The organism is Streptomyces sporangiiformans (assembly GCF_005768555.2).
GTDB lineage: Bacteria > Actinomycetota > Actinomycetes > Streptomycetales > Streptomycetaceae > Streptomyces > Streptomyces sporangiiformans.
In genome coordinates this window covers 1-24,269 of record NZ_VCHX02000026.1, presented here as the reverse complement: position 1 = coordinate 24,269, position 24,269 = coordinate 1, and the positions used below count along the sequence as shown (strand labels likewise).

At 68.0% G+C, this 24,269-nt stretch carries 16 protein-coding genes; 9 read left to right on the top strand and 7 right to left on the bottom strand.

What is annotated here, in order from left to right:
- Positions 1 to 58: 58 nt before the first annotated feature.
- Positions 59 to 835, bottom strand: coding sequence for an alpha/beta fold hydrolase (locus FGD71_RS01120; protein ID WP_181359097.1), 777 nt, complete (start codon positions 833 to 835; stop codon positions 59 to 61).
- Positions 836 to 960: 125 nt separating this feature from the next.
- Complete coding sequence (locus FGD71_RS01115) at positions 961 to 1,701, bottom strand: YihY/virulence factor BrkB family protein (protein ID WP_119098471.1); 741 nt, start codon at positions 1,699 to 1,701, stop codon at positions 961 to 963.
- Between the two features lie 538 nt (positions 1,702 to 2,239).
- Between FGD71_RS01115 and FGD71_RS01110 the strand changes: the two genes are divergently transcribed.
- Entirely contained in the window at positions 2,240 to 3,706 is a 1,467-nt protein-coding gene (locus FGD71_RS01110; RefSeq protein WP_119098448.1) for a WGR domain-containing protein, read from the top strand.
- A gap of 150 nt (positions 3,707 to 3,856) precedes the next feature.
- Here FGD71_RS01110 and FGD71_RS01105 read toward each other — a convergent pair whose 3' ends face one another.
- Positions 3,857 to 4,468, bottom strand: a complete 612-nt coding sequence (locus FGD71_RS01105; protein WP_420878221.1) for a hypothetical protein — start codon at positions 4,466 to 4,468, stop codon at positions 3,857 to 3,859.
- Between the two features lie 499 nt (positions 4,469 to 4,967).
- On the opposite strand from FGD71_RS01105, the gene FGD71_RS01100 reads away from it, so the two are divergent.
- On the top strand, positions 4,968 to 6,380 hold the full coding sequence (locus tag FGD71_RS01100; protein ID WP_240436328.1) for a hypothetical protein: 1,413 nt from the start codon (positions 4,968 to 4,970) through the stop codon (positions 6,378 to 6,380).
- Positions 6,377 to 9,040: a phospholipase D-like domain-containing protein gene (locus tag FGD71_RS01095; protein ID WP_119098445.1), complete on the top strand. Its 2,664-nt coding sequence runs from the start codon at positions 6,377 to 6,379 to the stop codon at positions 9,038 to 9,040. The genes FGD71_RS01100 and FGD71_RS01095 overlap by 4 nt, the downstream gene beginning before the upstream one ends.
- A 914-nt stretch (positions 9,041 to 9,954) precedes the next feature.
- Here FGD71_RS01095 and FGD71_RS01085 read toward each other — a convergent pair.
- Both FGD71_RS01085 and FGD71_RS01080 read right to left on the bottom strand, forming a co-directional pair.
- On the bottom strand, positions 9,955 to 11,646 hold the full coding sequence (locus FGD71_RS01085; protein ID WP_162930987.1) for a DUF6119 family protein: 1,692 nt from the start codon (positions 11,644 to 11,646) through the stop codon (positions 9,955 to 9,957).
- Between the two features lie 144 nt (positions 11,647 to 11,790).
- Positions 11,791 to 12,363 carry an Rv1352/Rv1906c domain-containing protein gene (locus FGD71_RS01080; RefSeq protein ID WP_240436327.1) on the bottom strand — a complete coding sequence of 191 codons (573 nt, stop codon included), beginning with the start codon at positions 12,361 to 12,363 and terminating at the stop codon, positions 11,791 to 11,793.
- Positions 12,364 to 12,630: 267 nt separating this feature from the next.
- On the opposite strand from FGD71_RS01080, the gene FGD71_RS01075 reads away from it, so the two are divergent.
- The 4 genes from FGD71_RS01075 (at position 12,631) to FGD71_RS01060 (ending at position 21,440) form a co-directional block, all read left to right on the top strand.
- Positions 12,631 to 14,841 carry an N-6 DNA methylase gene (locus tag FGD71_RS01075; RefSeq protein ID WP_119098443.1) on the top strand — a complete coding sequence of 737 codons (2,211 nt, stop codon included), beginning with the start codon at positions 12,631 to 12,633 and terminating at the stop codon, positions 14,839 to 14,841.
- Positions 14,842 to 14,941: 100 nt separating this feature from the next.
- Entirely contained in the window at positions 14,942 to 16,933 is a 1,992-nt protein-coding gene (locus FGD71_RS01070) for a type I restriction-modification system subunit M (protein WP_119098442.1), read from the top strand.
- The gene (locus FGD71_RS01065) at positions 16,930 to 18,264 is read left to right on the top strand and encodes a restriction endonuclease subunit S (RefSeq protein WP_119098441.1); all 1,335 of its coding nucleotides are present in this window, start codon (positions 16,930 to 16,932) and stop codon (positions 18,262 to 18,264) included. The genes FGD71_RS01070 and FGD71_RS01065 overlap by 4 nt, the downstream gene beginning before the upstream one ends.
- Entirely contained in the window at positions 18,261 to 21,440 is a 3,180-nt protein-coding gene (locus FGD71_RS01060; RefSeq protein ID WP_119098440.1) for a type I restriction endonuclease subunit R, read from the top strand. Before FGD71_RS01065 ends, FGD71_RS01060 begins: the two co-directional genes overlap by 4 nt.
- Before the next feature lie 97 nt (positions 21,441 to 21,537).
- On the opposite strand, the gene FGD71_RS01055 is transcribed toward FGD71_RS01060, so the two are convergent.
- The gene (locus FGD71_RS01055) at positions 21,538 to 21,744 is read right to left on the bottom strand and encodes a DUF397 domain-containing protein (RefSeq protein ID WP_119098439.1); all 207 of its coding nucleotides are present in this window, start codon (positions 21,742 to 21,744) and stop codon (positions 21,538 to 21,540) included.
- Positions 21,741 to 22,577, bottom strand: a complete 837-nt coding sequence (locus FGD71_RS01050) for a helix-turn-helix domain-containing protein (RefSeq protein ID WP_119098469.1) — start codon at positions 22,575 to 22,577, stop codon at positions 21,741 to 21,743. Before FGD71_RS01050 ends, FGD71_RS01055 begins: the two co-directional genes overlap by 4 nt.
- Before the next feature lie 133 nt (positions 22,578 to 22,710).
- Here FGD71_RS01050 and FGD71_RS01045 point away from each other — a divergent pair, with 133 nt between their 5' ends.
- Positions 22,711 to 23,154 carry an ATP-binding protein gene (locus FGD71_RS01045; protein ID WP_119098468.1) on the top strand — a complete coding sequence of 148 codons (444 nt, stop codon included), beginning with the start codon at positions 22,711 to 22,713 and terminating at the stop codon, positions 23,152 to 23,154.
- Between the two features lie 140 nt (positions 23,155 to 23,294).
- A partial coding sequence (locus FGD71_RS01040; RefSeq protein ID WP_140935788.1) for a serine/threonine-protein kinase occupies positions 23,295 to 24,269 on the top strand: 975 nt, incomplete at its 3' end.

The following is a 24,269-nucleotide window of genomic DNA, read 5'->3' as shown; positions in this document are numbered from 1 at the left end:
CGCCATCGTCACTTCACGTCCCGTCCCGTCCCGTCACTTCACATCACTTCACTTCACTTCACTTCGCGAAGCGACTGAGGAACTGCACGAGTGACGCGGCGAGGGCTTGGGGAGTCTCCTCCGTCGGAAAGTGCCCGCAGCCGTCAAGTACGTCGAGTTCGGCGTTCGGGTACCACTCCAACCACGTACCCCGGGCCGCGTCGGCACCCAGCACCGGGTCGTGCGCACCGGTGACGACGAGTACAGGGGTGCGGTTGCCGCGCACCCGCTCATGAAAGTCGGTGGTCGACCAGGACTCCAGGTAGCCGCGGAAGGCCTCCGGTGTGGTCCGCGCCAGCGAGCGGCTCACCATCGCGTCCAGCCAGGCGTCGTCCTCCTGGCCGCCGGTGACGGTGTCGATGATGGCCCGCCGGTTCGCCGGGTTCTCCACGGCACCGTAGAACAGATCGCGGTACTCCCCCTCGAGCGGGAAGCCGGAGGCGGGCATCGGGGCGACACCGATGAGTGACCGGACCCGGTCGGGCGCGTTCAGCAGCACCAACTGAGCAGCGATCGCCCCCATGGAGTGGCCGACGACGGAGAAGGTGTCCCAGTCCAGTTCATCGGCCACCGCGAGAACATCCGCGGCGATCTCCTCCATCGTGAAGGCGCCCGCCATCTGCTGGGCCTCCCCGCAGCCGCGGCAGTCCGGGAAGGCGTAGCTGAACGCCTCGCCGTTCAGGTGCTCACGCATCGGCGCGAACGCCGTCCGATCGCCGAACCAATGATGGAGCAGGATCACCCGCCCCGCGCCGCTGCCCTGGACCTCGTACGGAATGACATCTCGCGCCACCATGAACCCCTGAACGTCGGATCGTTTCCGCCGCCATCAGGATCCTGCGACCCGGCCTGCCCGACCGACCACGGCGCACCAGAACGGAACCTCCGGACACCCGAACAGCTCATGGACGCCGCGGCGCATCAGTGCTTCCGGGAGCGGGTGTGCGGGTGCGGGATGTGGTGCGGTTCGTGGAGGTACCAGTAGCGACCGACGAGGGCGCCGCCGAAGACGACGAAGCCGACACCGACGAGCCAGGACGTCACGATCAGGACGGTGCCGACCGAACCGTACGAGACCGCGTTGCTCACGATGAGTGGCGAGAAGACCAGGGACGAGAAGAGGCGCAGGCCACCCAGGCCCACCATCGTGGCGACGGCACCCGGCAGTAGGGCGCGCCAGGGGATCCGGCCGCCGAGCAGGAAACGCTGCCCCCACCAGAAGAAGAGCCCGCCGAGCAACGCACTCAGCCCGATCCGGGTCCATGAGCGCAGGGTGCCCGACCCCAGGGCGGCCCCGCTCTGCGCTTCGGCGAAGAGGTAGGCCGTCAGAGCGACGAGCCACACCGCGCGTCGCCATACCGTGTGCCAGCGCCCGGCCGCCAGGCCCCACACCTTTTCGTAGCCGGTCTGGACACTGCCCGCGAACGGCACACCGAAGAGCACGAGCAACACCACGCTCAGGACGCTGGTCGTGCTCAGGACCTTGCGGGGTGCGGCGAAGAGGTCCTGCACGGCGTCGGCGGGGCGCCCGGACAGCCCCATGCCGTCCACGACCCACAGGGCGAAGCCGCGCTCCTGGCTCGGGGCGGCCGCCGCGACCACGATCAGCAGCGGGGCGAGCGTCACCAGCCCCAGCGCGGCGAAGCCCATGGCCCGGTGCATCAGCTCCACTTCCCTGGCACGCCGCCATATGCGCGTGCCCCTGACGTGGAGGAAGTGGCCCAGTTCCCTCGACCGGTGCCGCCGACCGCCGAGGTGATTTCCGTGACCTGTGAGACGCTTGTGACTTATGTGATTCGTGTCGTTCCTGTGGTTCGTGTGGTTGCTGCTTCTGGCGGGCCCGTCGTGGACCGGGGATCCCGGAGAATCAGCTTCAGGGGAACCGCCGACGGGTCCGTCAGCCGGGTCGTGCCCCCCGTTCCACCCCTCGCCGGCAGGGCCGCGACAAACCTGCCGCAGTGGTGACACGGCCCCGTGGCGCATACGTGGTCACCTCGTCCTGTTCCCGTGCACCGGCGTGTGGGCCTCGACCCGCGCCGGGCGACCCCGTGCATCGCGAGTGGCTGCTTCCAGCGTGCCCCGCCGACTGCGGATGCGCGATCCGGCTGCCCGCGGAGTCGATGTCAGTGGCGACCACTAGCTTTTGAGTCACTGGAGATCGGCCGCGCCGGCCGAGCGGGCCTTTGGGGAGGGGTGTGCCATGTCTGCTGTGCGGGCACGTCAATCGGGGAACACGACATATCTGGAGCTGTCCCAGGAGGACGGCGGTGCCCACAAGTTCTACGAGGTGACCGTCGAAGGGACAACGGTCGCCGTGCGGTACGGGCGGATCGGCGTGGACGGGCAACGCCAGACCTCCACCTTCCCGACCGCCCAGAAGGCCCAGGCCGCGGCGGCGAAGAAGATCGCCGAGAAGGTACGGAAGGGATACGCGCCCGCCGTGCCGGGGCAGCGCGCGGCCCGCCCGGTGACGCGCCGCCAGGCGACGTCCGCTCCGTCCACGGCACGGGCTACGGCCCCCGTGCTGTGGCGGTTTCGTACCGGCGCCTCGGCGTTCGGTATCCATGTGGACGAGGACCGCTGCTGGGTCGGCAACCAGCACGGCGACGTCTACAACCTGGGCCACGACGGCGAGGTGCTGGCGCACTACTCCCTGCCTGACGGTGTGAAGTGCCTGGTGGCGGACGACTTCTGGATCTACGCGGGCTGTGACGACGGCCGGGTGTACGACCTCTCGTCAAAGGTGCCGTTCGCGGCCTACGAGATAGCGGATGACGTGGACATCTTCTGGCTGGACATCCACGCGGGCGTGCTGAACGTCTCCGACCGCAACGGCGGCCTGACCGTCATCGACCATGAGGACGAACTCCAGTGGTCCCGCAACTCGTCGGGGGACAACGCGTGGATGGTGCGCGCCGACGACCGCACCGTGTACCACGGGCACAGCCGCGGTGTGACGGCGTACGCGGCGGACGGCACCAGCCGGCTCTGGCATACCGCGACCAGCGGCAATGTGCTCTTCGGATGGCAGGAGGAGAACTCGGTCTACGCCGGGACGGGGCGGCGGGTCGTGCAGCGGCTCTCCAAGTCCACCGGGCGGATCGAGGCCACCTATCAGTGTGACGCCGCGGTGTACTCGTGTGCCTCCTCCCCCGGCGGACGGTACGTCTTCGCGGGCGACTCCGCTTCCTCCGTCTACTGCTTCAGCGCCGACGGCACCCGGCTGTGGAAGCTCGGTACGGGCGGCGGTTCGGCGCTCTCCATGCAGTACCGCGACGAGAGGCTGTACCTCGTCTCCACGGACGGCTCGCTTGCCTGCATCGATGCGAGCGAGTCCGCGATCAACGCTGCCCACTCGGGCACCGTCCCGGTTCCCGCGGACATCAAGCTGGCGGCTGCCCTGCCGACTTACGCGCCCCTGACCACCGCCGCCTCCGTCGCCACCGTCACTGCCGCCCCCGCGGCGGGGAGCGGGGTCGTCGTGGAGTGCGTTCAGGAAGGAGGGCGCATACGGGTGCACGTGGTCTCCGACGGCTACGAGCCGAGCTGGAACGTCCAGTTCCCACGTGCGATACGGCAGCCCGGCGCCCGCTATGTGGTGGACGCGCTGCACTCCTCCCCGGGCGGCTTCTACCGAGTGCGCGGGGAGATCAGGCGCCTGGTTTAGTCGTGGCGGCTTGCCGACCGCTGGGGGGGGCGGACACGTACTCCAGCGGTCGGCAGGTCGGTCTGGGCCGAGTGCAGCGGGCGTTTCCGAACGTCGTACGGAGTCCCGAGCGGAGTCCCGCCCGGTCACCGCCCGCACGCAGCCCCTGAGTTACAGACCGTCACGCACCATGGCGGCGACGATCTGGACGTGACGATCGGCCGCCGTGTTCGAGAACTCGTTCTCGAAGTTCAGGCCGTAGGGCCAGAAGTGTCCGCCGCCGGTGGACAGTTTGGCGCCCGAACCGTCGAATCGCTGGACGAGTGCCGTCGCCTGGACGCCGCGCCAGGTGCCGCTGCCGCCGAGGGAGGACCAGCCCGAACTCGTACCCACGCCGATGGTGTGGGCGATCTCGTGCAGAGCCGTCCTCTGGGTCATGTAGCTGCGGTTGCCGAAGCGGATGGTTCCGTTGATGTTGCCGTCGGCGGTGGGCACGCCCGGGTCGTAGCGGACGGTGATGGTCTTGCCCAGGTCGCTGAGGTTGTTGTACCGGGCCACCGCCGCGTTCATGGCCGCCGTGATGAGGTCGTAGGCCGCCCGCTGGTCCGCGGTGGGGTTGCTCGCCCGTTCAAGGGTCCAGGTGATGCTGGCCGCCGCGGCCCTCTGTTCCTGGGATGCCGGGGCGGTCTGCGGGGCGGCCTGTGGGGCGGCTTGGGCGATGCCGGGCCCAGCCAGAACGGCCGCTGCCAGCGCGGCTATGACCACCTTGTTGCGCCACGGCATGACTGTTCTCTCAGCGGGCTCCATGGCCCGTCGTGGACTCATTGAGAGGTCCTCCTGTGGGGGGTGAGGCCGTCGGGTGTGGCGATGACGGCATGATCAGTCCGTCCGTCGAGGAAGCGGAGCGCAGTCGAGCGGGGTGGAGCGGCACGGAGCTATGTGGGCTCACTGGCGAGCGGGCTGGATGTTTGCGTAAACACGAGGAGCCCATGGCACGTGCCGTCAGTATCCAGCCGGGAACTGAAGCGTCAAGAGTCCCCGCACACGCAACACTCCCGTGCGCACCGGTGTCCTCAACTCACCCTGCCACTTGCCTCAGTTGTGTCGGTGAGCGGACCATTGAGGACCTCCGGCAGGCCGATTGGGGTGGCGAGTGACAGCGGATGTCCATGGGCCGGCGTGGGCGCTTGAGGGGCTGGGTGTGCGGGCCGGGCGATATCCCCTGGCGGTGGAGGGCCCCGTGATGCGGGCGGTGGACCGGTTGGTGCCTGGGGTGTCCACGGTGACCCGGTACGTTCGTTACCACTCGATGTATGCGGCGATCGCGGCGCACGCCGAACAGAACGCCTTGGATGTCACCGCATGCCGCCGGCTGGTTCGCCGCTGCGAGGTGCTGCTGGCGGCGCTGCGGCGGCATCAGGCGGAGACTGACACGGCATGGTCCGCTCATGGGGTCGACCGGGTACGCCGTTTCTGCGCACAGGAACTGGAACTCGCGCGAGCCGCCGACGAGGAGCAGCTGAACCAGTCGTACTCGCCCCGCCGCTGGGGCTTTTGGGATCAGTACGGCGGACCCGCCATGGTGCTCGGCATGGTGGACGTACGGGAAGGAGCACTCAGACCGGGACGGCACGCGTGCCCTGCCGCCGTCCAGGAGCTCTTCGCCCCGCTGCTGTCCCTTGCGGCGCGGGACGTCGTGTCCTTCGCGGACCTGGAAGCGGCGGAGCAGGCGGCCCTCGGCGTCCCATGTCCGGCCGAACGGGCGTGGCTGACGGAGGTGTTGACCGCAACCAGTGCCGGCGGAGCCCATGTGCCGGAGGATTGGGAGGCCTCCGACCGCACCCGGCGCGCGACGCTCCGTATCCTCGCCCGGGCGATCGATCTCCACGGCCATGCCGGCGACGGCTATCAGGAGACGCTGCGCTCCGCCGTGGCCTTCGGCGAGGAGATGACCACGGATCCGGTCCTGGCGGCGATTCCCGAGACAGCGGGTTGGCGGGGAGTGCTGCTGCGCCACTACTCCATCGGCGCCTGGCGTCGGCTGTGGGCGGCGCTGGTCTCGAGTATCGGATCCAAGGACGGCGAGGCCGACCGGTCGGCCGAGGAACTGCGCGACTGGCTGGCGCAACAGGCCCCGGACAAGGATGTGCGGCAGATTCTGGGCGATCTGCCGCCGCTCAAAAGCGCGACAGGCCAACTGCTGCCGGTGGAACGGCGGCTCCTGGAGCAGGACGGCGATGTTCCCATGACCCAGGTGCTGCTGCTGATCGTGGGCGCGCTGCGGTCCCGAGAGGGCCATCTGTCCGACGACGTACGTGCCGTCTTCCTGGGTCGGCAACGGCGCTGGGCCGAGTTCCTCGACCCGACGTGGGTGGACGGTCTCCTCAACGACTACGTCGACCGGCCGGTCAGCGATCTGGCCGCCCGGCTGGTGGACGACATGCTGGCCCAGTCCCGCAGAGTCGCCCTCGCCAAGCTGCGCACCGACCCGGCGACGGGCGGGCTGAAGATCTTCTCCCGTCTGCATCTTCGCAACGAGCGGTACTTCAAAACCGGTGACGAAGGAGACTCCGACATCGGCACCCGCATCCCCCAACTGGGGTTCTTCGCACAGCAGCTGGGGCTCTTCGCCCTCCAGGACGACTGTCACACTGTCACGGCGGACGGTCGGCGGATCCTGGGGACAGACCGGTGAACGCGGGACAGCACACCCGGTTCGCCTCCCCCGTCACGCTGCTGCGCGAATGGGCAGAACGCAGCGATCAGCAAGCACTCCACGAAGCACTCTTCCTGGGATTCACGGTCGATCTTCCCTTCCTGGAGAAGGTCGCCATACCCGTCGCACGTGGCCTGGGCGCCCGCACCGCGGTCATTGGTGACGCCGCCCAAGGGCTCTACGATCCGGTCGACGTACGTACGGCCGGCCGCAGCTACCTGCACGGCCTCGCCACCTGTCGTGGCGCCTTCCATCCCAAGGTCGTGCTTCTGGTCGGCGAACACGCCTGCCGACTGGCCGTGGGCTCGGGCAACCCGACACTGTCCGGCTGGGGTGCCAACGACGAACTGTGGACCGTGGTGGAAACCGAGGACGACGCCTCCCACGCGCTCCTGGCCGACCTCGCCGACTGGCTGGAGGAACTGCCCTCCGCCGTGGACATGGCCCCTTGGTCGGCGAGTCACCTCACGGAACTGGCCGCCCTCCTGACCGAACGGCATGTCAACGCACCTGCCGGGCCGGAAGCCGGTCCCCGGCTGCTGCACAATCTCCGTCAGAGTCTGCTGGACCAACTGCCACGCGGCCCCGTCGACGATCTGCACGCATACGCCCCGTTCATCGACGAAGCCGGCCACGCCCTGAGCGCGCTCGTCGACCGCTTGGCCCCCCGCCGTATCACCCTCGGTCTCCAGCCCCGGTGGTCGAGCTACGACGCCGAAACGATCAAGGCTGCCCTCGCCGCCACCTCCGCGCAGATCCAGATCCGACTTCTCGACGAGACGCGGATGCGGCACGGCAAGTTCGTCGAATGGCAGACCGGCGGCCGACGCCACGCGCTCACCGGAAGCCCCAACCTCACCGGCGCCGCGCTGTGCACCAGTACGAGCGACCGCGGCAACTGCGAGCTCGCGGTACTCGCCGCCGACACGCTGCCGCTGCTCCCCGAAGAAGGGCGCACCACTCCACTCGCGAGCCTGGTGGGCCGCACCATCCGGCCCTTCACCCCCACCGGTCGCGGACTCGTCCTGCTCGGCGCGAAAACGGACAGCGAGGGCCTGCATGTCTCGCTGGCCCGCAGCTGGTCGACACCCGTTGCGATCAGTACTTCTCCCGACGGTTCGCCAGGCTCCTGGGCGCAGATCGGCACCATCCCCGCAGGCACGTCGACCTGTTCCTTCCCGCAGCCCGAGGTTCCGGGCGCGGCGGTTCGCGCCAGCTGCGTCCAGCCGGACGGCAGCACCGTCGAATCGCCCGTTGTCTTCGTCTACAGCCCTGTGCACTGCGCACGACGCCACGATGCCGACAGCGGGCCCCGGCTGAGATACGACTACACGGCGCAGGTGCTGTTCACCGACGAGCGCGCCGCACGCCGCTTCGAGGCCGATCTGCTGCGCCTGCGCGAGCTCACCGCGGGAACCTCCGCGCCTCGGGTGAGCGCGGCGACCGGTGGGGCGGCAAGCTCGGTGACCTTGAGCGGGGTCGACCGCTGGGATGCCTACCTCGCGGACTGCCGCCGGATGATCGGGGCACCGCTGACGGATCTGGCGTTCGGAACCTTGCAGACCGGCCTGCCGCCGGTGCCGTCGTCACGTTGGGTCGTATCGGCGGTCACCGGTGGCGGGACCGCGGAGGACGACGAGACGTACGAGGACGCGACGGAGGACGAGGACCCCCTGGCCACGAGCGTGCCTCTTGCCCTGCACATCGCCCCTGAGCAGCGGGCCCGATGCCGCACCTGGGTCCAGCGCTGGGTGGGGACGCTCGTCGGCCCCGACGGATCAGCCGCGGCATCGGTTCCGGTACGGCTGCTTGTGGCGAACCTCTATGTCCAGCTCCTGGCCGCCGGCGTCTGGAACGAGAGCGACCAGAGCTGGCGCAACGGCCTCAGCCGTCTTTTTGAGGCTCTCGTTGCCGAAGCCGGACCGGGCGAGGCGGACGAGCAGCCTCCACCCGAGACCCGGCGACGGGTCGACGCGGTGGCGGCAGTGGTGATGACGCTGCTCAGCCAGGACGCCACCTTCACCGGAGGCGGCGAGCACGACGTGCTGGCCGCCCGCGCTTGGCAACGCGGCAAGGACATGATCGCGCGCGCCGATCCCGCTCAGGTGGAGGATCTGATGATCCCGCCCGAGCAGGCACTGGCCCGCGTCGCGCCCTGGAGCGAGGTGGAGCGGCTCATTGCCCTGGCTCAGGAGGACGACCCCACCGCGGAGGTGGTCGAGGAGCTCTCCGCAGCCGGCTGGGAAGCCTCGTACGAGGACGGACTCTGGGAGATCACGGGCTCCTTCGGCAACCCGGTCCCCGTCGTGTCCCGAGCTGCCGACCGGCTCGGACGACTCCACCCGAACGGTGTGCTCGTCCGGGCCCGGAGCAGGAACCGCTGGGCGTTCGTCGCATGGGCGGCCCCGCACCTGGTCCTGCTGAATCCCCCGGCGCGCGTCTGGCGCACCTACCTGGTACGTCCCCCGGCCACACCGGAATCACGGTTCGGCGGCGGCGACCTTTCCGCAGTGCCCGGCCGCGTCGGCGCACCGGCCCCGCTCCAGGCGGGCCCGCCCGAGGCCTTGAGGAGAATTCTGGCCGAAGGGGGCCTGTCCTACCCGGAGTTGATCGGCCGGTTGTTCGCGGCAGACACGTGAGAAGGGGACGGCCGCTGCTCGGGGCGGGCCGGCGCGATGATCGTCGGAGCACATCCGGACGGTGCGAGGCTGTCGGCTCCCAGGACCTGGCAGCGTGCCAGTCCGTGCCGGGACCACAGTGCGGCCGTCCACGCGCAGAGCAGGGCGTCGATGAGGTCTTCCCGATGCTTGTAGTCGGCTGCCCGCTGAGGTGAGGGCTCGTCGAGCAGGCGACGGGAGACCGGATGGGACGAGAGCAGCAGGGGGGGGATCCGCCGTGGCCAGGCCCGCCATACGCGCGATCAGCGTGTCGCACTCCTCGGCCCGCACCGCTCGCCACTGAGCCGTCGGCACGCGCGCCGGCCGGCGCTTGTACGTCGGGCGCTCCCGGTCATAGCCGAGCTCGGCGGCCCCGACCAACGTCGTGTACGGGTAGCACTCGGACATGACCAGCCCACCCGTCGGCGGCCCGCCCCTGCCGTCGTCGTAGGACCAGCCTGACTCCCGCAGCCGTTCCCGCAGAAGCACTCCGGCCAGGCGGGGGGAGTTCTGGTTGGTGCTGTTCGCACTCACCTTCCAGCGGCCGTACCGCCGGCCGACCTCCCGCTCGCACAACCGCTGGCCGGCCGGATTGTCAACGACCAGCGGCGCGTCGACGAAGGTCAGCGTCGACCCGTCGGCAGCTGTCTTGGCCAGCCATGACACCGTCTCCTCGAGCCCACAGGTCCAGCCGCAATCGATCACCGCACCGCGCCCGTCGATGGCGGCCACGCCGGTCTCGTTGGGCTTGACAGGGCCTTCGCCCGGCGCCCAGGCGAGGTCGATGCCGATGAACCGCTCCATCCCCATGCCTCGGTAGTACCAGAGAACCGGCCACTGATGTTGGCACGGTCCTCTTCCTCACTGATCAGCAGGGAGGACGGCGAGCGGGACCGTCATGGCCTTGGCTCGTCCACGATGGTCGGGATGTCGAGCACGGCCACGTCGATGCCCTGGGCTCGCAGTGCCCGGGCGGCGTGCAGCAGGGACATCTGGGCGAAGGTGAAGAGGTTCTGTGTCGTCAATGGCTTCCCGCTCTTCAGGGATATCGCATAGACGACCTTGGTGGGAGTGAAATCGTCGCTGATGGGATGGTCCGGGTCCTGGCTGCGGACTCGTCCGACGAACTCCGATCTTGCTTCGGCATCGAAGCGCAAGGCGTCGGCGGACACCCGGCCTTGGGAAAAGAGGTGACTCAGCGGAGCTGAGGACTCGGCCCGCTTCACATGGATGAGGGTGCCGTCTTCGCCGAGGAGATCGGCGGCCTCGAACCCGTGCGGATGTTGCGCGGTCCTGATGAGCTTGCGGTCGAGACAGACGTAACCGTGCTTCCGTGCCTCCTCGTTGTAGTCCTTCTCCTCCTTGTAGGCGGAGGTCCAGTCGAAGAGTGTCACCCCGGCCCGTGTCGTCAGGAGGGCGTCGACCTCACGACGGATGCCCTCGAGATACTGGTCTCCGATCTCGAACCAGCGGCCCGCGTGGTGGAAGTACCGACTGGAGCCGAGGGAGATCTCAGCAGCGAGCCACTTGTGGGCCTTCACTTGGGCGCTGATCGGATCGCTTCCCTCTTCGTCCTTGTGCATCTGTATGTATCCGTCCGACAGGGCGGCCAGACGCTTTCCGGGCTGGACGCCGTCGAGCAGACCCAGCACGCCGTCGAGATCGAGGGAGTGGAGCAACTCTCGCTCACTACGGACCTTCACCCGGTACGACATGGCACCGTCCTCCTGATCCAGACAGGCCGCCGGGACCGTGAGCGCCAGGCTCCCGGTGTCCGCCCCCCCACCGAGAAGGTCGTCCAGCCTGTCATCAAGGGTCTCGCGGCGCGGGTCACCCGGCCTGAGCGGGCGCACCCGAGCGATGGCTTCGAAGTCCGGCACCGGGGACTGCCGGGCGAGGATCTCGCGGATCTCCGCGAGATCCTGGAGCAGGTCCGCGGGTTGAGAGCCCAGGTGAATCTTCAGTGCGTCTGTGCCGGCGATCTGCGCCGTCCTTCGGCGGCCCCGCCCGATGGTCAGTTCGGTTGAGCCGATGGCGCCGACGAGACGGCTGACCACTTCGCCGTACTCCTCGATGGGGAAGGTCCGGATGTGCTGTCCCTGAGCGGCCGAGCTCCTGTCGGTGCGCCCTCGGGCATCCATGAGACTGTGCGTGACCTGACGGATCGCGTCGGGCTGCGCCGCGCGCAGCACGAAGTTGAATCCGAATCCCGGGGAGATCCTGCTCTGGTCGAGGAGCAGGTGTCCCATGCCGAAGGTGAGGGCGAAGACCTCTCCGTCGACGGGGAGCAACAGAGCGCAAGCCGCGGTGCGGTTCACCACCGAGGGCTTTCGGCCGGTGAGGGTGTCGACGGCGGCGGTCCAGTCGGGCGGGCGGTGGCGCCCGATGACCCCGTGGCAGAGGAGTCCGGGCACGCCCCCGGTCGTCACGTCCTCCACCGCGAATCCGTGGTCGCGTTCGTACCTGAGGTTGAGAGCCGCCCGGAGGTCGGCGGACTCGGTTCCTGTGTCCTGCAGGAGGTAGATGGTGCTGCGGCGGGTGTGACCGGTGTTGTGCTGGGGCTGTGCGGTGTCCCGGGTGAGAGGCACGGTGGTGGCTCCTTCCTGAGGGCCTGTCATTGATACGGCGGCTTTGGCGACGCCCTGACGGGCATCGGTGAGAGCGAGCTGTCATCCGTGAGGCTGAGTCCGCGGTTCCGAGGCGCGTCGCCCTCTACGTCCTGCCAGGCGGCGTCATCCGACCCTCTTCCACTCCTGGCAGCGGTTGGTCTTGAAGTACTCGCCCTGGTTGAGGGTCACGCGGCCGGGTCCCTGCAGGTTGTTGTTGGTGATGATCGAGCCGAACTCGCCGCTGGCGTCCTTGGCTCGCTCCCAGTAACAGCCGAACTCGTCCTCGGGACCGGCCGACTTGTACGTGCCGGGCTTGATGTCCTCGCCCACGAGGTACTCGCCCTCGCCGGAGAAGCTGCTCACGGGCCCCGCCTTCTCCGTCTTCTTCGGCTTGGCGGTGACCGTCTCGGTGACGGTGGCGGCGGGCTCGGCCTCAGCCTTCTCTGCTTCGGTGACGGTCACCGTGGGCCGGGGCTTGGACCCCGCCTCGTCGACGCTCCCGTCCGCCGCGTCGCTTCCGTCGGCCGCGCCTATGCCGACGCCGACGAACAGGGAGACCAGGGCGACGGCCCCGTAGATGATCCACGCTCTTCGACGGCTGCCTGCCCGGGGATCGGTGGGCGGGAGCGGAGGCGTCGGGCCCCAGCCGTCCTGCGGGTTCCGGCCGTACTGAGGACTGAAGTTCGGATTGGTCATGACGGATCTCCGTTTAGGTCGAGGCGGGTGGGTGACGCCGGGATCTCTTGATCACGCATGGGTGACTTGATCGTCCGGTCGGCACAGGGCGCGGCACCGGGCGAGGGCAAGGCACGACGATCGAGCGGCTTCCACGGGGCAAGCACCCACCACCGGAAGCATCACCAGACAACCATAGCCATGAAAGCATCGTCAAACGCCTTGACGGATTTGACGAGCGCTGTACATTGTTTACTGCTCACTACCGAGAGGCCCAGGACACACGCCATGCCCCAGCCATCCGCCCAGGTCACCGCCGCGGAGATCTCCCGTATCGCGGGAGTCACGCGTGCCACGGTCAGCAACTGGCGTCGTCGGCACGACGATTTCCCGGACCCGTCGGGCGGCACGGAGAGCAGCCCTCTGTACGACCTTGAGGCGGTGCGTGCCTGGCTGGCCTCGCGGGGACACGCCTCCGCGGCCAGCCCTTCGGAGGAGCTGCGCACGACCCTCCGCCTACGTGCGCAAGGCAGCAGCGGAACGTCGGACCTGCTGCTGCTCGTACTCGCCGCGGCGCGCCACTCACTGGACGAACTCACGGCGCTCACGGAACTCGCGGACGCCGACCTGGCCGCACGTGTAGACGGTGCAGTGGCGGAACTCGCCGGCGCGGTACCGGGCGCGGACGCCGTCCATTTCGCGGCCGCTGACACCGCCGTACTGCGCGCACTGATGCTGTGCGTACGGGACGAGGGCGGACATGCCACGCTGGGGGTGCTCGCGGAGCGGGAGTTGGAGGACAGCGCCGCCAGCGGCACCTACCAGACGCCCGAACCGCTCGCGGATCTCGCCGCACGCCTGCTCCCCGGCACCCCGGCCAGCGTCCTCGACCCGGCCTGCGGCAGCGGCACGCTGCTCGCGGCTGCCGCCCGCCGCGAGGTGAGTGAGCTGTACGGGCAGGACTCGCTGCCCGTGCAGGCGCGGCGCAGCGCGGTCAGCCTGATGCTGACAGCACCGCGGGCCACGGTCACCGTGCGCGCCGGTGACAGCCTCCGCGCGGACGCCTTCCCCGACCTCGTCGCCGACGCCGTGCTGTGCAACCCGCCGTACGGCGACCGGGACTGGGGTCACGACGAGTTGGCGTACGACCCGCGCTGGGCGTACGGCGTCCCGGCCCGCGCCGAGTCGGAGCTGGCCTGGGTCCAGCACGCGCTCGCGCATCTCGTACCGGGTGGCTACGCGGTACTGGTACTGCCACCCGCCACAGCCGGCCGCGCCTCAGGGCGTCGCGTACGGGCGGAACTTGTACGCGGCGGTGCGCTGCGGGCAGTACTGGCGCTACCGCCCGGCGCTGCGGCGCCGCTCCACATCGGCCTGCAGCTCTGGGTCCTTCAGCGGCCCGAACCGGGCGGTCCCGAGCGCAAGTCGGTGCTGTTCGTCGACACGGCGCAGGCGACGGCGGACGCCGGGGGCGGCGCCGACCACTCGACGGCCCTACAGACACGGACGCGCGGTGGCGGGCGGGCCGCGGGCCTGGACTGGAGCGGGATCACCGAGCAGGCAGTGGGCGCGTGGGAAGCCTTCACACAGAGGCCGGATGCGTACGAGGGTGAGCCCGGCATCGCTCGCGCCGTGAGCATCGTCGATCTCCTGGACGAACTGGTGGACTTGACCCCGTCACGTCAGGTACGCGCCTCACGGGCCGACGCCGACCCGGCGGAACTGTCCGCCGAGTTGACCGCCACGCGCCGCGATCTCGTCAAGGCCGCCACGTCCCTTGGCAGGGCGGCGGATTCGGCGGCGTGGAGCGCCGCAGGCGCCGCGGCGCGGGCCTGGCGTACGGCGACGGCGTCGGACCTCGCGCGCGGTGGTGCGCTGACGCTGCTGCGGACCGTGCCGGAGGCGTCGCGGCAGGCGGAGAAAAGTGCGGGGGGTGTGCGTGACGCGGGAGTCGACGGCGTCGTGGTCCTCACAGGTTCGGACATCGCCAGGGGTTCCGGGCCGACCGGCTCCCCCGCTGACCTGCGCAGCGAGACGGCGCCCGTCATCGCTGCCGGGGATGTACTCGTACGAGGGGTCGCGGGCGGAAGCGGTTCGGCGGGCGGTCTCATGGCTCGTGTCGCGGGCAAGGAGGACGCGGGTGCGCTGCTTGGTCCGCAAGTCCACCTCTTCCGCCCGGACCCGGCGCGGCTGGACGCCTGGTTCCTCGCCGGGTTCCTGGGGGCGGACGACAACATCGCGGGTGCGTCGTCGGGAACCACGGTCCTGCAGGTCAGTCCTGGGCGTTTGCGGGTGCCGTTGCTGCCGCTGGAGGAGCAGCGGCGGTACGGAGAGGCGTTCCGGCGCGTGCATGAACTCAGGGCGGAGGCGGGGCGGGCGACGAGGCTGGCGGAGGACACGGCGAGGCTTTTGGCGGGTGGGTTGACTGGAGGGCAGCTGCTGCCGTCCGAGGAGACCGCCCTCGCCCCACGCACCAAGCGAGTCAATTCGCCCCGATAGGGCGCTTGGACGTTCACACATCGACCACACTTGTCGGCATGCGCCCGGCCCGTACGGGACGGCGGGGGCGGAACGGCACGGAAGGAACTCGGGGAATCCCTTGAACAGCAGCAAGCACACGGAGTTGGCGAACCACGCGTGGTCCGTCGCGGATCTCCTGCGCGGTGACTACAAGCAGTCGGACTACGGCAAGGTGATCCTTCCGTTCACGGTGCTGCGTCGGCTGGAGTGCGTACTGGAGCCGACGCGGGAGAAGGTCGCGGACTTGGCGGCCCAGTACAAGGAGAGCGAGATCGACCCGGACGGGTTTCTGCGCCGGGCCTCGGGCCACTCCTTCTACAACAAGTCGAGCCTGACCCTGAAGAAGATCGCGGCGGACCCGCAGAACGCGGCGAAGAACCTCCAGGTGTACGTGGGGGCGTTCTCGGAGAACGCCCGCGGGGTGCTGGACCGCTTCGAGTTCGCACAGCAGGTGAAACGACTGGACAGTGCAGGGTTGTTGTACCTGGTCATCGGCAAGTTCACGGACCTGGACCTGCGCCCCGAGACCGTGCCCAACCACAACATGGGCTACATCTTCGAGGAGTTGATCCGCCGGTTCGCGGAGCAGTCCAACGAGACGGCTGGTGAGCACTTTACTCCGCGTGAGGTCATCAAGCTGATGGTCAACCTGCTGATCGCGCCGGATGGGGATGCGCTTCACCTGCCTGGTGTCGTGCGTACGGTCATGGACCCGGCGTGCGGAACGGGCGGCATGCTGTCCGCAATGGACGACCACATCAAGGCGCTCAACCGGGACGCCACCGTGGAGATGTTCGGGCAGGAGCTCAACCCCGAGTCGTGGGCGATCTGCCGTTCCGACCTGATGATCAAGGGTCAGGACCCGGAGAACGTCGTCTTCGGCAACTCCTTCTCCGATGACGGGCATGCGCGGCGGAAGTTCGACTACCTGCTCGCCAATCCGCCGTTCGGTGTGGAGTGGAAGAAGGTGAAGGAGGAGGTCGAGTACGAGCACAAGTCGCTGGGTGAGTCCGGCCGGTTCGGGGCGGGGCTGCCGCGCATCAACGACGGCTCGTTCCTGTTCCTCCAGCACATGATTGACAAGATGAAGCCGGTCGACGTGAACGGCGGGGGCGGCTCGCGCATCGCGATCGTCTTCAACGGTTCGCCGCTGTTCTCGGGCGCCGCAGGCTCGGGCGAGTCGGAGATTCGGCGCTGGATTCTGGAGAACGACTGGCTGGAGGCGATCGTGGCGCTTCCGGATCAGCTCTTCTACAACACGGGCATCTCGACGTACTTCTGGATCCTCACGAACCGGAAGGACGCTGAGCACAAGGGCAAGGTCGTGCTGCTGGATGCCCGCGACCAGTGGCAGAAGATGCGAAAGTCGCTGGGCGACAAGCGCAAGGAGTTGGGCAAGGAGCACATCGCTACGGTGACGCGGCTCTATGGCGATGCACTCGCTGTAGCTGGGGATCCGGAGCACCCGCTGCACGGGAAGGTGAAGGTCTTCTCCAACACGGACTTCGGGTACCAGCGGATCACTGTCGAGCGGCCGTTGAAGCTCCGCTTCGAGGTGACGGAAGAGACATTGGCCGCGCTGGCTGCGTCGAAGCCGATGCAAAAGCTGGAACAGAACGCGGAGTTGGTAGCGGCGGTGCGTACGCTGCTGGGCTCATCGTGGGGGACGAAGTCCGACGCACTCGTGGCGCTGAAGGACGCGGTGGTCGGGGCCGGGCTGCTGTGGCCGGCCGGGGCGCCGTTCGCGAAGGCGGTACGGGAGGCCATTGGGGTGCGGTGCCCGGACGGCGAGGAGCAACAGGTCAAGGGTGCGCCTGAACCGGACTCAGAACTGCGGGACTACGAGAACGTGCCGCTGGGCGAGGACGTCGATGAGTATCTGAAGCGTGAGGTTCACCCACATGTGCCGGACGCATGGATCGACCACAGCAAGACCAAGGTGGGGTACGAGATTCCGTTCACTCGGCATTTCTATGTGTACAAGCCACCGCGGCCATTGACTGAGATTGACGCGGATTTGAAGGCTCTGGAGGCAGAGATCCAGGAACTGTTGGGGAAGGTTACGGAATGAGTGATGCCCTTGGTGCCCTGCCCCAAAGCTGGGATGCGACCCGCCTCGACCGCGTCGCAACTGTCAATGCGCGGATCGGATGGAAGGCTCTTACAGCAGCCGAATACCAGCCTGACGGATACGCCTTCCTGGCTACACCGAACATCAAGAGCTCCGAGATCGATTTTGCGAACGTGAACTACATCTCGGAATTCCGGTTCAACGAGTCACCCGAGCTCAAGTTGCAAGCGGGTGACGTGCTTCTTGCCAAGGACGGCAGTACTCTTGGCATCGTTAACATCGTGCGACGCGTTCCGCGTCCTGCCACAGTGAATGGATCAATCGCAGTACTCCGGTCGTTCGGAATGGAGCCACGGTTCCTTCGTTACGTGATTCAGAGCACCTTCATTCAGGGGCACATCGGTGCGGTAAAAGATGGAATGGGAGTACCCCATCTCTTCCAGCGAGACATCAAGCGCTTCCCCTTGCCTTCGCCACCGCTGGCGGAGCAGCACCGAATCGCCGACTTCCTCGACGCCGAGACGGCCCGCCTCGACCAACTCGTAGAGCTCCGTTCAAGAACGTTGGCATTGCTGGTTGAGCAAACTGTCAGCCGTATGGACGTCGCCGTGCGCGGCGGCGCAGTACATGGCGAGAAGAGACCCTCAGAGTACGAGCCACTCGGTCAAGTTCCCTCCAGTTGGCGGCAGGGACGCCTTCGGTCCGTGGATTGCGATGTACAGACCGGACCTTTCGGAAGCCAGCTGCACGCCGAGGACTACGTGGATAACGCGTGGCCTATTGTGAATCCGGCGAACATCACGCCTGCTGGCCTGGTGGCAGACAGCCAGGTGACGGTATCCGACGAGGTGCGAGCACGACTGGATCGGCACATCCTTCGGACCGGTGACGTCATTTTCGGACGACGAGGTGAACTCGGGCGCGCCGGGATTGTAACCGAGAACGAAGAAGGATGGGTCTGCGGTACCGGCTCCCTACGAGTTCGATTCGCAGAGGGCTCCTTCCACCCTGCCTACCTGCGACGTTACTTGTCAATCCCAGCAGTGCGACATTATTTTCAACTTGAGGCAATCGGTAGCACGATGCCCAATCTGAACAGCGGAATTCTACTGAATATGCCACTGCTGCTACCCAAGCTGTCAGAGCAGGCTGAAATTGCGTCGCAGTGCAATGAGATTGAACGTCAAGCAACCCAGCATCGGCTGCTAGTGGAGCGTCAGGTCCAATTGCTACGCGAGCGTAGCCGATCGCTAGTCACCGCCGCCGTGACCGGTCAATTCGACGTATCCACCGCCAGCGGGCGCAACGTAACGGACGGAGTCCCGGCATGAGCCCCGTGCACGACGAGTCCGCCTTCGGCTCCGCCATAGTTGCCGCCCTCCTTGAGCGCGGCTGGCGCGAAGCGAACCCCGAGGACTACCGACCCGACCTCGGCCTGGACACCAACGAGCTGTTCACCTTCCTCGGGAAGTCCCAGCCCGACGAATGGCATGAGCTACGCACCGTCTATGGCGACGCGAACGAGGCCCAGCGAGGCTTTGCCCAGCGCCTGGACCGGGCCATCGCTGACGACGGGCTGCTGCACGTCCTCCGGAACGGGGTCAAGGACCGTGGGGTCCGGCTCCGCGTCGCCTACTTCAAGCCGAACCTCGTTGCTGACGACACCGTTCTCGACGGCTACCGGGCCAACCGCCTCACCGTTGTCCGCGAACTCCCCTACGCCACCAAGCAGGCCGACTGGGGCCACCGCCTCGACCTCACCCTTTTCCTGAACGGAATCCCGGTTGCTACGGCCGAGTTGAAGAACCCCCTCACGGGTCAGGGGGTCGAGCACGCGAAGGAGCAGTACCGGACGGATCGCGATCCGACCGAGCTGATCTTCACGCGGCGGGTCATCGCGAACTTCGCCGTGGACCCGGACCTGGTCTTCGTCACCACCCAACTTCGGGGCAAGAGCACCCAGTTCCTGCCCTTCAACACCGGCTCGAACGGCCCCGGACGGCCTGGCGGAGCCGGGAACCCCCAGCCCACCACTCACGGCGCGTACGCGACCTCGTACCTCTGGGAACAGGTCTGGCAGCGGGACAACTGGCTCGACCTTCTCCAGCGGTTCGCCCACCAGCAGAAGCACAAGACGCCCGGCGGCGGGACAACGAAGTCCACGATCTTCCCGCGCTACCACCAGTGGGACGTGGTCAAGAAGCTCACCGCCCACGCGGCCACCCACGGCGCGGGCCAGAACTACCTCGTCATGGCCTCCGCCGGCTCCGGCAAGTCGAACACCATCGGCTGGCTCGCCCACCGTCTGAGCGACCTGCACGCCGACACGGACCCGCGTCTCCTCGACACCGAGGCCCTGGCGAACAACCGCGTCAAGCCCGGCGAACCCGTCTTCGACAAGGTCATCGTCATCACGGACCGCCGCAACCTCGACGCCCAACTGCGGGAAACTGTCGGCAGTTTCTCGCAGACGGACGGCCTGGTCGTGAAGGTCGACGAGAAGCATGGTGCGAAGAGCGAGCAGCTCGCCCGTGCCCTCTCCCGGGACACCGGCAAGATCGTCACGGTCACGCTGCACTCGTTCCCGGCGCTGCTGGACTACATCAAGCGCAACCCCACCGAGATAAAGGGCACCCAGTTCGCGATTGTCGTCGACGAAGCCCACTCCTCCCAGTCAGGTGACGCCGCCACCGCCGTGAAGTCCGCCCTGCGCGACCTCGGACTGGACTCCGACTCGGACGACGAAGGCGCGACCACCGTCACACTCGACGACAAGCTCAAGGCGAAGGCCGTCGAGCGCTCCCAGGCCGCCAACCTCTCCTACTTCGCCTTCACCGCCACCCCGAAGGCGAAGACCCTCGAACTCTTCGGCACCGAGGGCACGGAGAACGGCAAGGCCGTCTACCGCCCCTTCCACACGTATTCCATGCGCCAGGCCATCGAGGAGGGCTTCATCCTCGATCCCCTGCGCAACTACGTCACGTACAACACGTACTGGAAGCTCGCCAACCTGAATCGGGACGAGAAAGAGGTCGATCCCTCCAAGGCGAACAGCCTGCTCGCGCGGTTCGCGCTCATGCACGAGCACACGGTCTCCCAGCACGCCCAGGTGATCGTCGAGCACTTCGTGACCCACACCCGTGGCCGGCTCGGCGGGCGCGCCAAGTCCATGGTCGTCACGGCCTCACGGCACTCCGCCGTGCAGATGGCGCGTGCCATCAAGAGCTACATCAAGGACCGGGCGTACGACACCAAGTACCCCGACCTCGGCGTCCTCGTCGCCTTCTCCGGTTCCCTCACCATCGACGACGAGGAGACGACCGAGAGCAAGGAGAACGGTGGGCTGTCCGAGAGCGCGCTGCCCAAAGCGTTCGCGTACACCCGCACCGACGACAAGGCCGTCAAGGCGGGCGGCAAGGGGCAGCCGGAGCACAAGCTCCTCGTCGTCGCCGAGAAGTACCAGACCGGCTTCGACCAGCCGCTCCTGACGACCATGTACGTCAACAAGACCCTGACCGGCATCGCCGCCGTCCAGACCCTCTCCCGTCTCAACCGCACCGCCGAACGCAAGTCCCAGGCCGACCTCGCCGTCCTGGACTTCGTCAACGAGGCCGAGGACATCCAGGACGCCTTCCGCCCGTACTTCGAAGAGGCGGAGACCCTCCCCTCCGACCCCAACCTCCTCTACACCGCACAGAGCCGCGTCATGTCCGCGCCGATCGTCTCGGAGCAGGACATGGACGAGTTCGCCACGGCTTACTTCGAGGCGAAGGAGAAGGCAGGCGGCTCCCAGGCCAAGTGGGAGAAACTCCACGCCGAGCTGTACCGGCTCCTCTCCCCCGCAGTCATCCGCTTCACCGCGCTGGTGGAGAGCGAGGAGGACGACGACGTCGAGACCGCGGAGGATTTCCGCGCCGATCTCAACGACTACGTCCGCAAGTACGGCTTCCTCGCCCAGATCGTGCCGTACCACGACCCCGACCTGGAGCGGCTGCACCTCTACGGGCGCTACCTCCTCAACCGGCTCCCCCGCCGCGCCGACGGCGGCGTCGACATAGGCGAGATCGACCTCAGCCACCTGCGTGTTGCGAAGACCGGCGAACACGACGTCTCCCTGAGCCCCGAGGGCCCGGCCGAGCTCAAGGGCTTCGGCGATGGCTCCGGCGGCGCCAAGGAGGCGGAGAAGTCACTGCTCTCGGAACTCATCGACAAGTTCAACGCCAAGTTCGGCACCGAGTTCACCGAGGAGGACGTCCTCCCCGCCTTCAACGCCGCCAAGAACGACCCGAAGGTCCGCGCCGCCGCCGTCGTCAACGACGAGGACAACTTCGGCGTTGTCTTCGACAAGGCGTTCAACGGCTACATGATGGATCACGTCTCCACCATCGACACCCTCGGCAAGCGCTACTTCGGCGCCGACCGCAACTTCAAGTCGAACCTGGACCGCAGCGCGCGGCGCGCCGCGTGGCGCATGATCCGCAGCGAGGAGGGCCTGGACGGCGTGTAGTCCCGGACCCGTCGGCCGAGGCACCTACGCGAAAGCGTGAACACTTTCCCTGAAAGTGTTCACGCTTTCGCACACCTACGGCGGGGCCTCCCGCTCGTCAGCGACCGGACGCCAAAGCCAAGAACCCGGCCCACGCCTCGTTCCCAACGGCCAGCACGGGCCCGGCGAGTTGCTTGGAGTCCCGTATCAGTACGGCGTCATCGGATGCGGCGACTTCGACACATTGGCCGCCCTCAGCACCGCTGTAGCTGCTCTTGAACCAGGCGATCCCAGAGTGGCGGTCTGAGGGTTCGACGGTGGTCATAGCTCTCCCAGCAACTTCTCGATGAATCCAAGGGTCTCTCGCGGGCTGAGAGCCTGACTTCGGATGATCCCATAGCGTGCGGCGGCGAGCCGCGTCCCGTCGCGATCGGTGAGCAGATTGCTGCTCCCCTGGACTTCCGTGTACACAAACTGCTCGCCGCCTTTACGCGCGATCACCGTGAACGGCCCATCAACGCCCGCGTTGTCATCGCGGTCCATCGGCATCACCTGTAGCTCGACGTTGCGCTTTTGTCCGATCAACAGGAGCTGTTCAAGTTGTCCGCGCAGGACCGTCCTCCCGCCGATGCGCCTTCGCAGAACCGACTCGTCCATCACGAAGCTCAGCAGCGGAGCAGGCCAACGGCTGAAGATCTCCTGGCGCGCCAAGCGGGCTGCAACGCGCAGCTCGATCGTCTCCTCGTCGAGCAACGGGCGGCGCATTCCCAGGACCGCGCGGGTGTACTCCTCCGTCTGCATGAGCCCGTTCACCAGAAGCGTGTCGTAAGCGCACAGCTCAACCGCCTCCGCCTCCAGCCGGGCCATGTCCCGGAAGAACGCCGGGTACTGGGCCCGGGCCAGAACGTCCTTCAGCGCAACCAACACACCCCCGGCATCCAGCACTTCATCCGCCCGGTCGACAAACCTGGGCTGCGGAATCCGCCGCCCCTGCTCGATCGACGCGATCGACTCCGCCGCGTACCCCACCAGCTTCCCAAAGGCCGCCCGGTCCATCCCCGTTCGTACCCGCAAAAGCTTCAACTGCCGTCCGAACGCGGCCACAACACCCGAGCCCGGCTCGTCCTCCGGCCGCTGCCCCGCCTCGTCGTCCCGCATGGTCGCCGCCACCAGCACCGCCACCGTCTCTCCCCCGCACCGCACGTACACGCCCCGCCCCGTCACGTACAACACGTCCGCGACGGCGCGTCACCTCTGGTCACGCTACGCCACCAAACGCAACGGTGAAGGCATGACCAGCAATCCCGCAGGCAACACGACCACCACCACGCAACTGCCAACCCCCACCCACCACTTCGCCATGCGCTTCAGTTCGACCCCACGGGGCGCCCGCCTCGCCCGACGCCTCTGCGGCGAGCGGCTCGACGCCTGGGGCATCCCGTACGACAGCGAGGTACACGACGCACTCACGCTCATCGCCGCCGAACTGTGCGCGAACGCCGTCCGGCACGGACACGTCCCCGGCCGCGACTTCCACCTGCGGCTCACCGCCCACGACAGGACCGTACGCATCGAGGTGACCGACACCCGCGGCGAGCGGTTGCCTGCCGAAGCTCCGGCGGACCCGGACGGCGACCACACCGACGGCCGCGGCCTGCTCCTTGTCGCCGCGCTCGCGGACCTCTGGGCCTGGAGCCCGCGGGCCGACGGCCCGGGCAAGACGACCTGGGCGTAGCTGACGATCCCAGCCGCCCCTGACCGGTAAACGGCACGCCCGCTGGACGGAAGATCGCCGCACCCACGAGACTTGTCCCCGACCAGTCGGACCGGCGCCGACCCACCGCACGCCGGCGAGAACACTCGACGGGGGTATGGGTGCCACAGAAGCCGGTCGCGGGACGTTACGAACTCCTGGAAGAGCTCAGCCACGGCGGCATGGGCGACGTCTGGCGGGGCTACGACGCCGTACTGGACCGGCCCGTCGCCGTGAAGGTGATCAGGGGCCAGTCGGTCACGTCCCCGCACCTCGCCGAGGAGTTCGCCAAGCGCTTCAAGCGCGAAGCGCGGATCACGGCACGTATCCAGCACCCGGGTGTGCCGCAGGTGTACGACGCGGTGCTGGACGACTCGTACGAGCATCTGTTCCTGGTGATGGAGCTGGTCGACGGAGTACCGCTGACCGGCTACATCCACCCCGAGAAGCCAAAGCCGCTGCCTGTCAGCTGGGCCGTGGCCGTCGCGGCGCAGGTGGCCACGGTGCTGTCGTACGCGCACGACGTGCCGGTGATCCACCGCGACCTGAAGCCGGGCAACATCCTCGTCTCGCGGGACGGGACGGTGAAGGTGCTGGACTTCGGCATCGCGGCCATCCTGCGGACCGACGTCACCAAGCTGACCGCGACCGGCAGCCCGATCGGGACGTACCAGTACATGTCGCCGGAGCAGGTGAGGGGCGGCCAGCTCACGCCGCAGGCCGACCTGTACGCGCTGGGGTGCGTGCTGCACGAACTGCTCAGCGGGCAGCTGGCGTTCACGGCGGACAGCGAGTTCCTGCTGATGTTCCAGCACGTGAACGCGGCTCCGACGCCGCTGCGGCAGCTGCGCGCCGACGTACCCGCCGAGTTGGAGGAGCTCGTACTGCACCTGCTGCGGAAGGCGCCCGAGGCGCGGCCCGCGGACGTGCAGGAGGTGTACGAGCGGCTGCGGCCCTTCCTTCCGGCAGCGGGTGAGCAGCCCGCGCAGCACGAGGCGGGGCCTGCCGGGACGCCCGATCCGACCGGCGTGTTCCGCCGCCCGTTCGCACCCCGCGCGCGGGCCGGAGCCGCCGCGCGGCCCGGCTCCGCGGTGCCC

What these genes read in the sequence shown, in the direction of transcription:
- FGD71_RS01110 (WP_119098448.1), top strand. Translation starts at nt 2,240, where the DNA reads ATGTCTGCTGTGCGGGCACGTCAATCGGGGAACACGACATATCTGGAG.
- FGD71_RS01050 (WP_119098469.1), bottom strand. Translation starts at nt 22,577, where the DNA reads ATGCGGGACGACGAGGCGGGGCAGCGGCCGGAGGACGAGCCGGGCTCG.
- FGD71_RS01060 (WP_119098440.1), top strand. Translation starts at nt 18,261, where the DNA reads ATGAGCCCCGTGCACGACGAGTCCGCCTTCGGCTCCGCCATAGTTGCC.
- FGD71_RS01055 (WP_119098439.1), bottom strand. Translation starts at nt 21,744, where the DNA reads ATGACCACCGTCGAACCCTCAGACCGCCACTCTGGGATCGCCTGGTTC.
- FGD71_RS01115 (WP_119098471.1), bottom strand. Translation starts at nt 1,701, where the DNA reads ATGCACCGGGCCATGGGCTTCGCCGCGCTGGGGCTGGTGACGCTCGCC.
- FGD71_RS01075 (WP_119098443.1), top strand. Translation starts at nt 12,631, where the DNA reads ATGCCCCAGCCATCCGCCCAGGTCACCGCCGCGGAGATCTCCCGTATC.
- FGD71_RS01105 (WP_420878221.1), bottom strand. Translation starts at nt 4,468, where the DNA reads ATGCCGTGGCGCAACAAGGTGGTCATAGCCGCGCTGGCAGCGGCCGTT.
- FGD71_RS01045 (WP_119098468.1), top strand. Translation starts at nt 22,711, where the DNA reads ATGACCAGCAATCCCGCAGGCAACACGACCACCACCACGCAACTGCCA.
- FGD71_RS01080 (WP_240436327.1), bottom strand. Translation starts at nt 12,363, where the DNA reads ATGACCAATCCGAACTTCAGTCCTCAGTACGGCCGGAACCCGCAGGAC.
- FGD71_RS01120 (WP_181359097.1), bottom strand. Translation starts at nt 835, where the DNA reads ATGGTGGCGCGAGATGTCATTCCGTACGAGGTCCAGGGCAGCGGCGCG.
- FGD71_RS01065 (WP_119098441.1), top strand. Translation starts at nt 16,930, where the DNA reads ATGAGTGATGCCCTTGGTGCCCTGCCCCAAAGCTGGGATGCGACCCGC.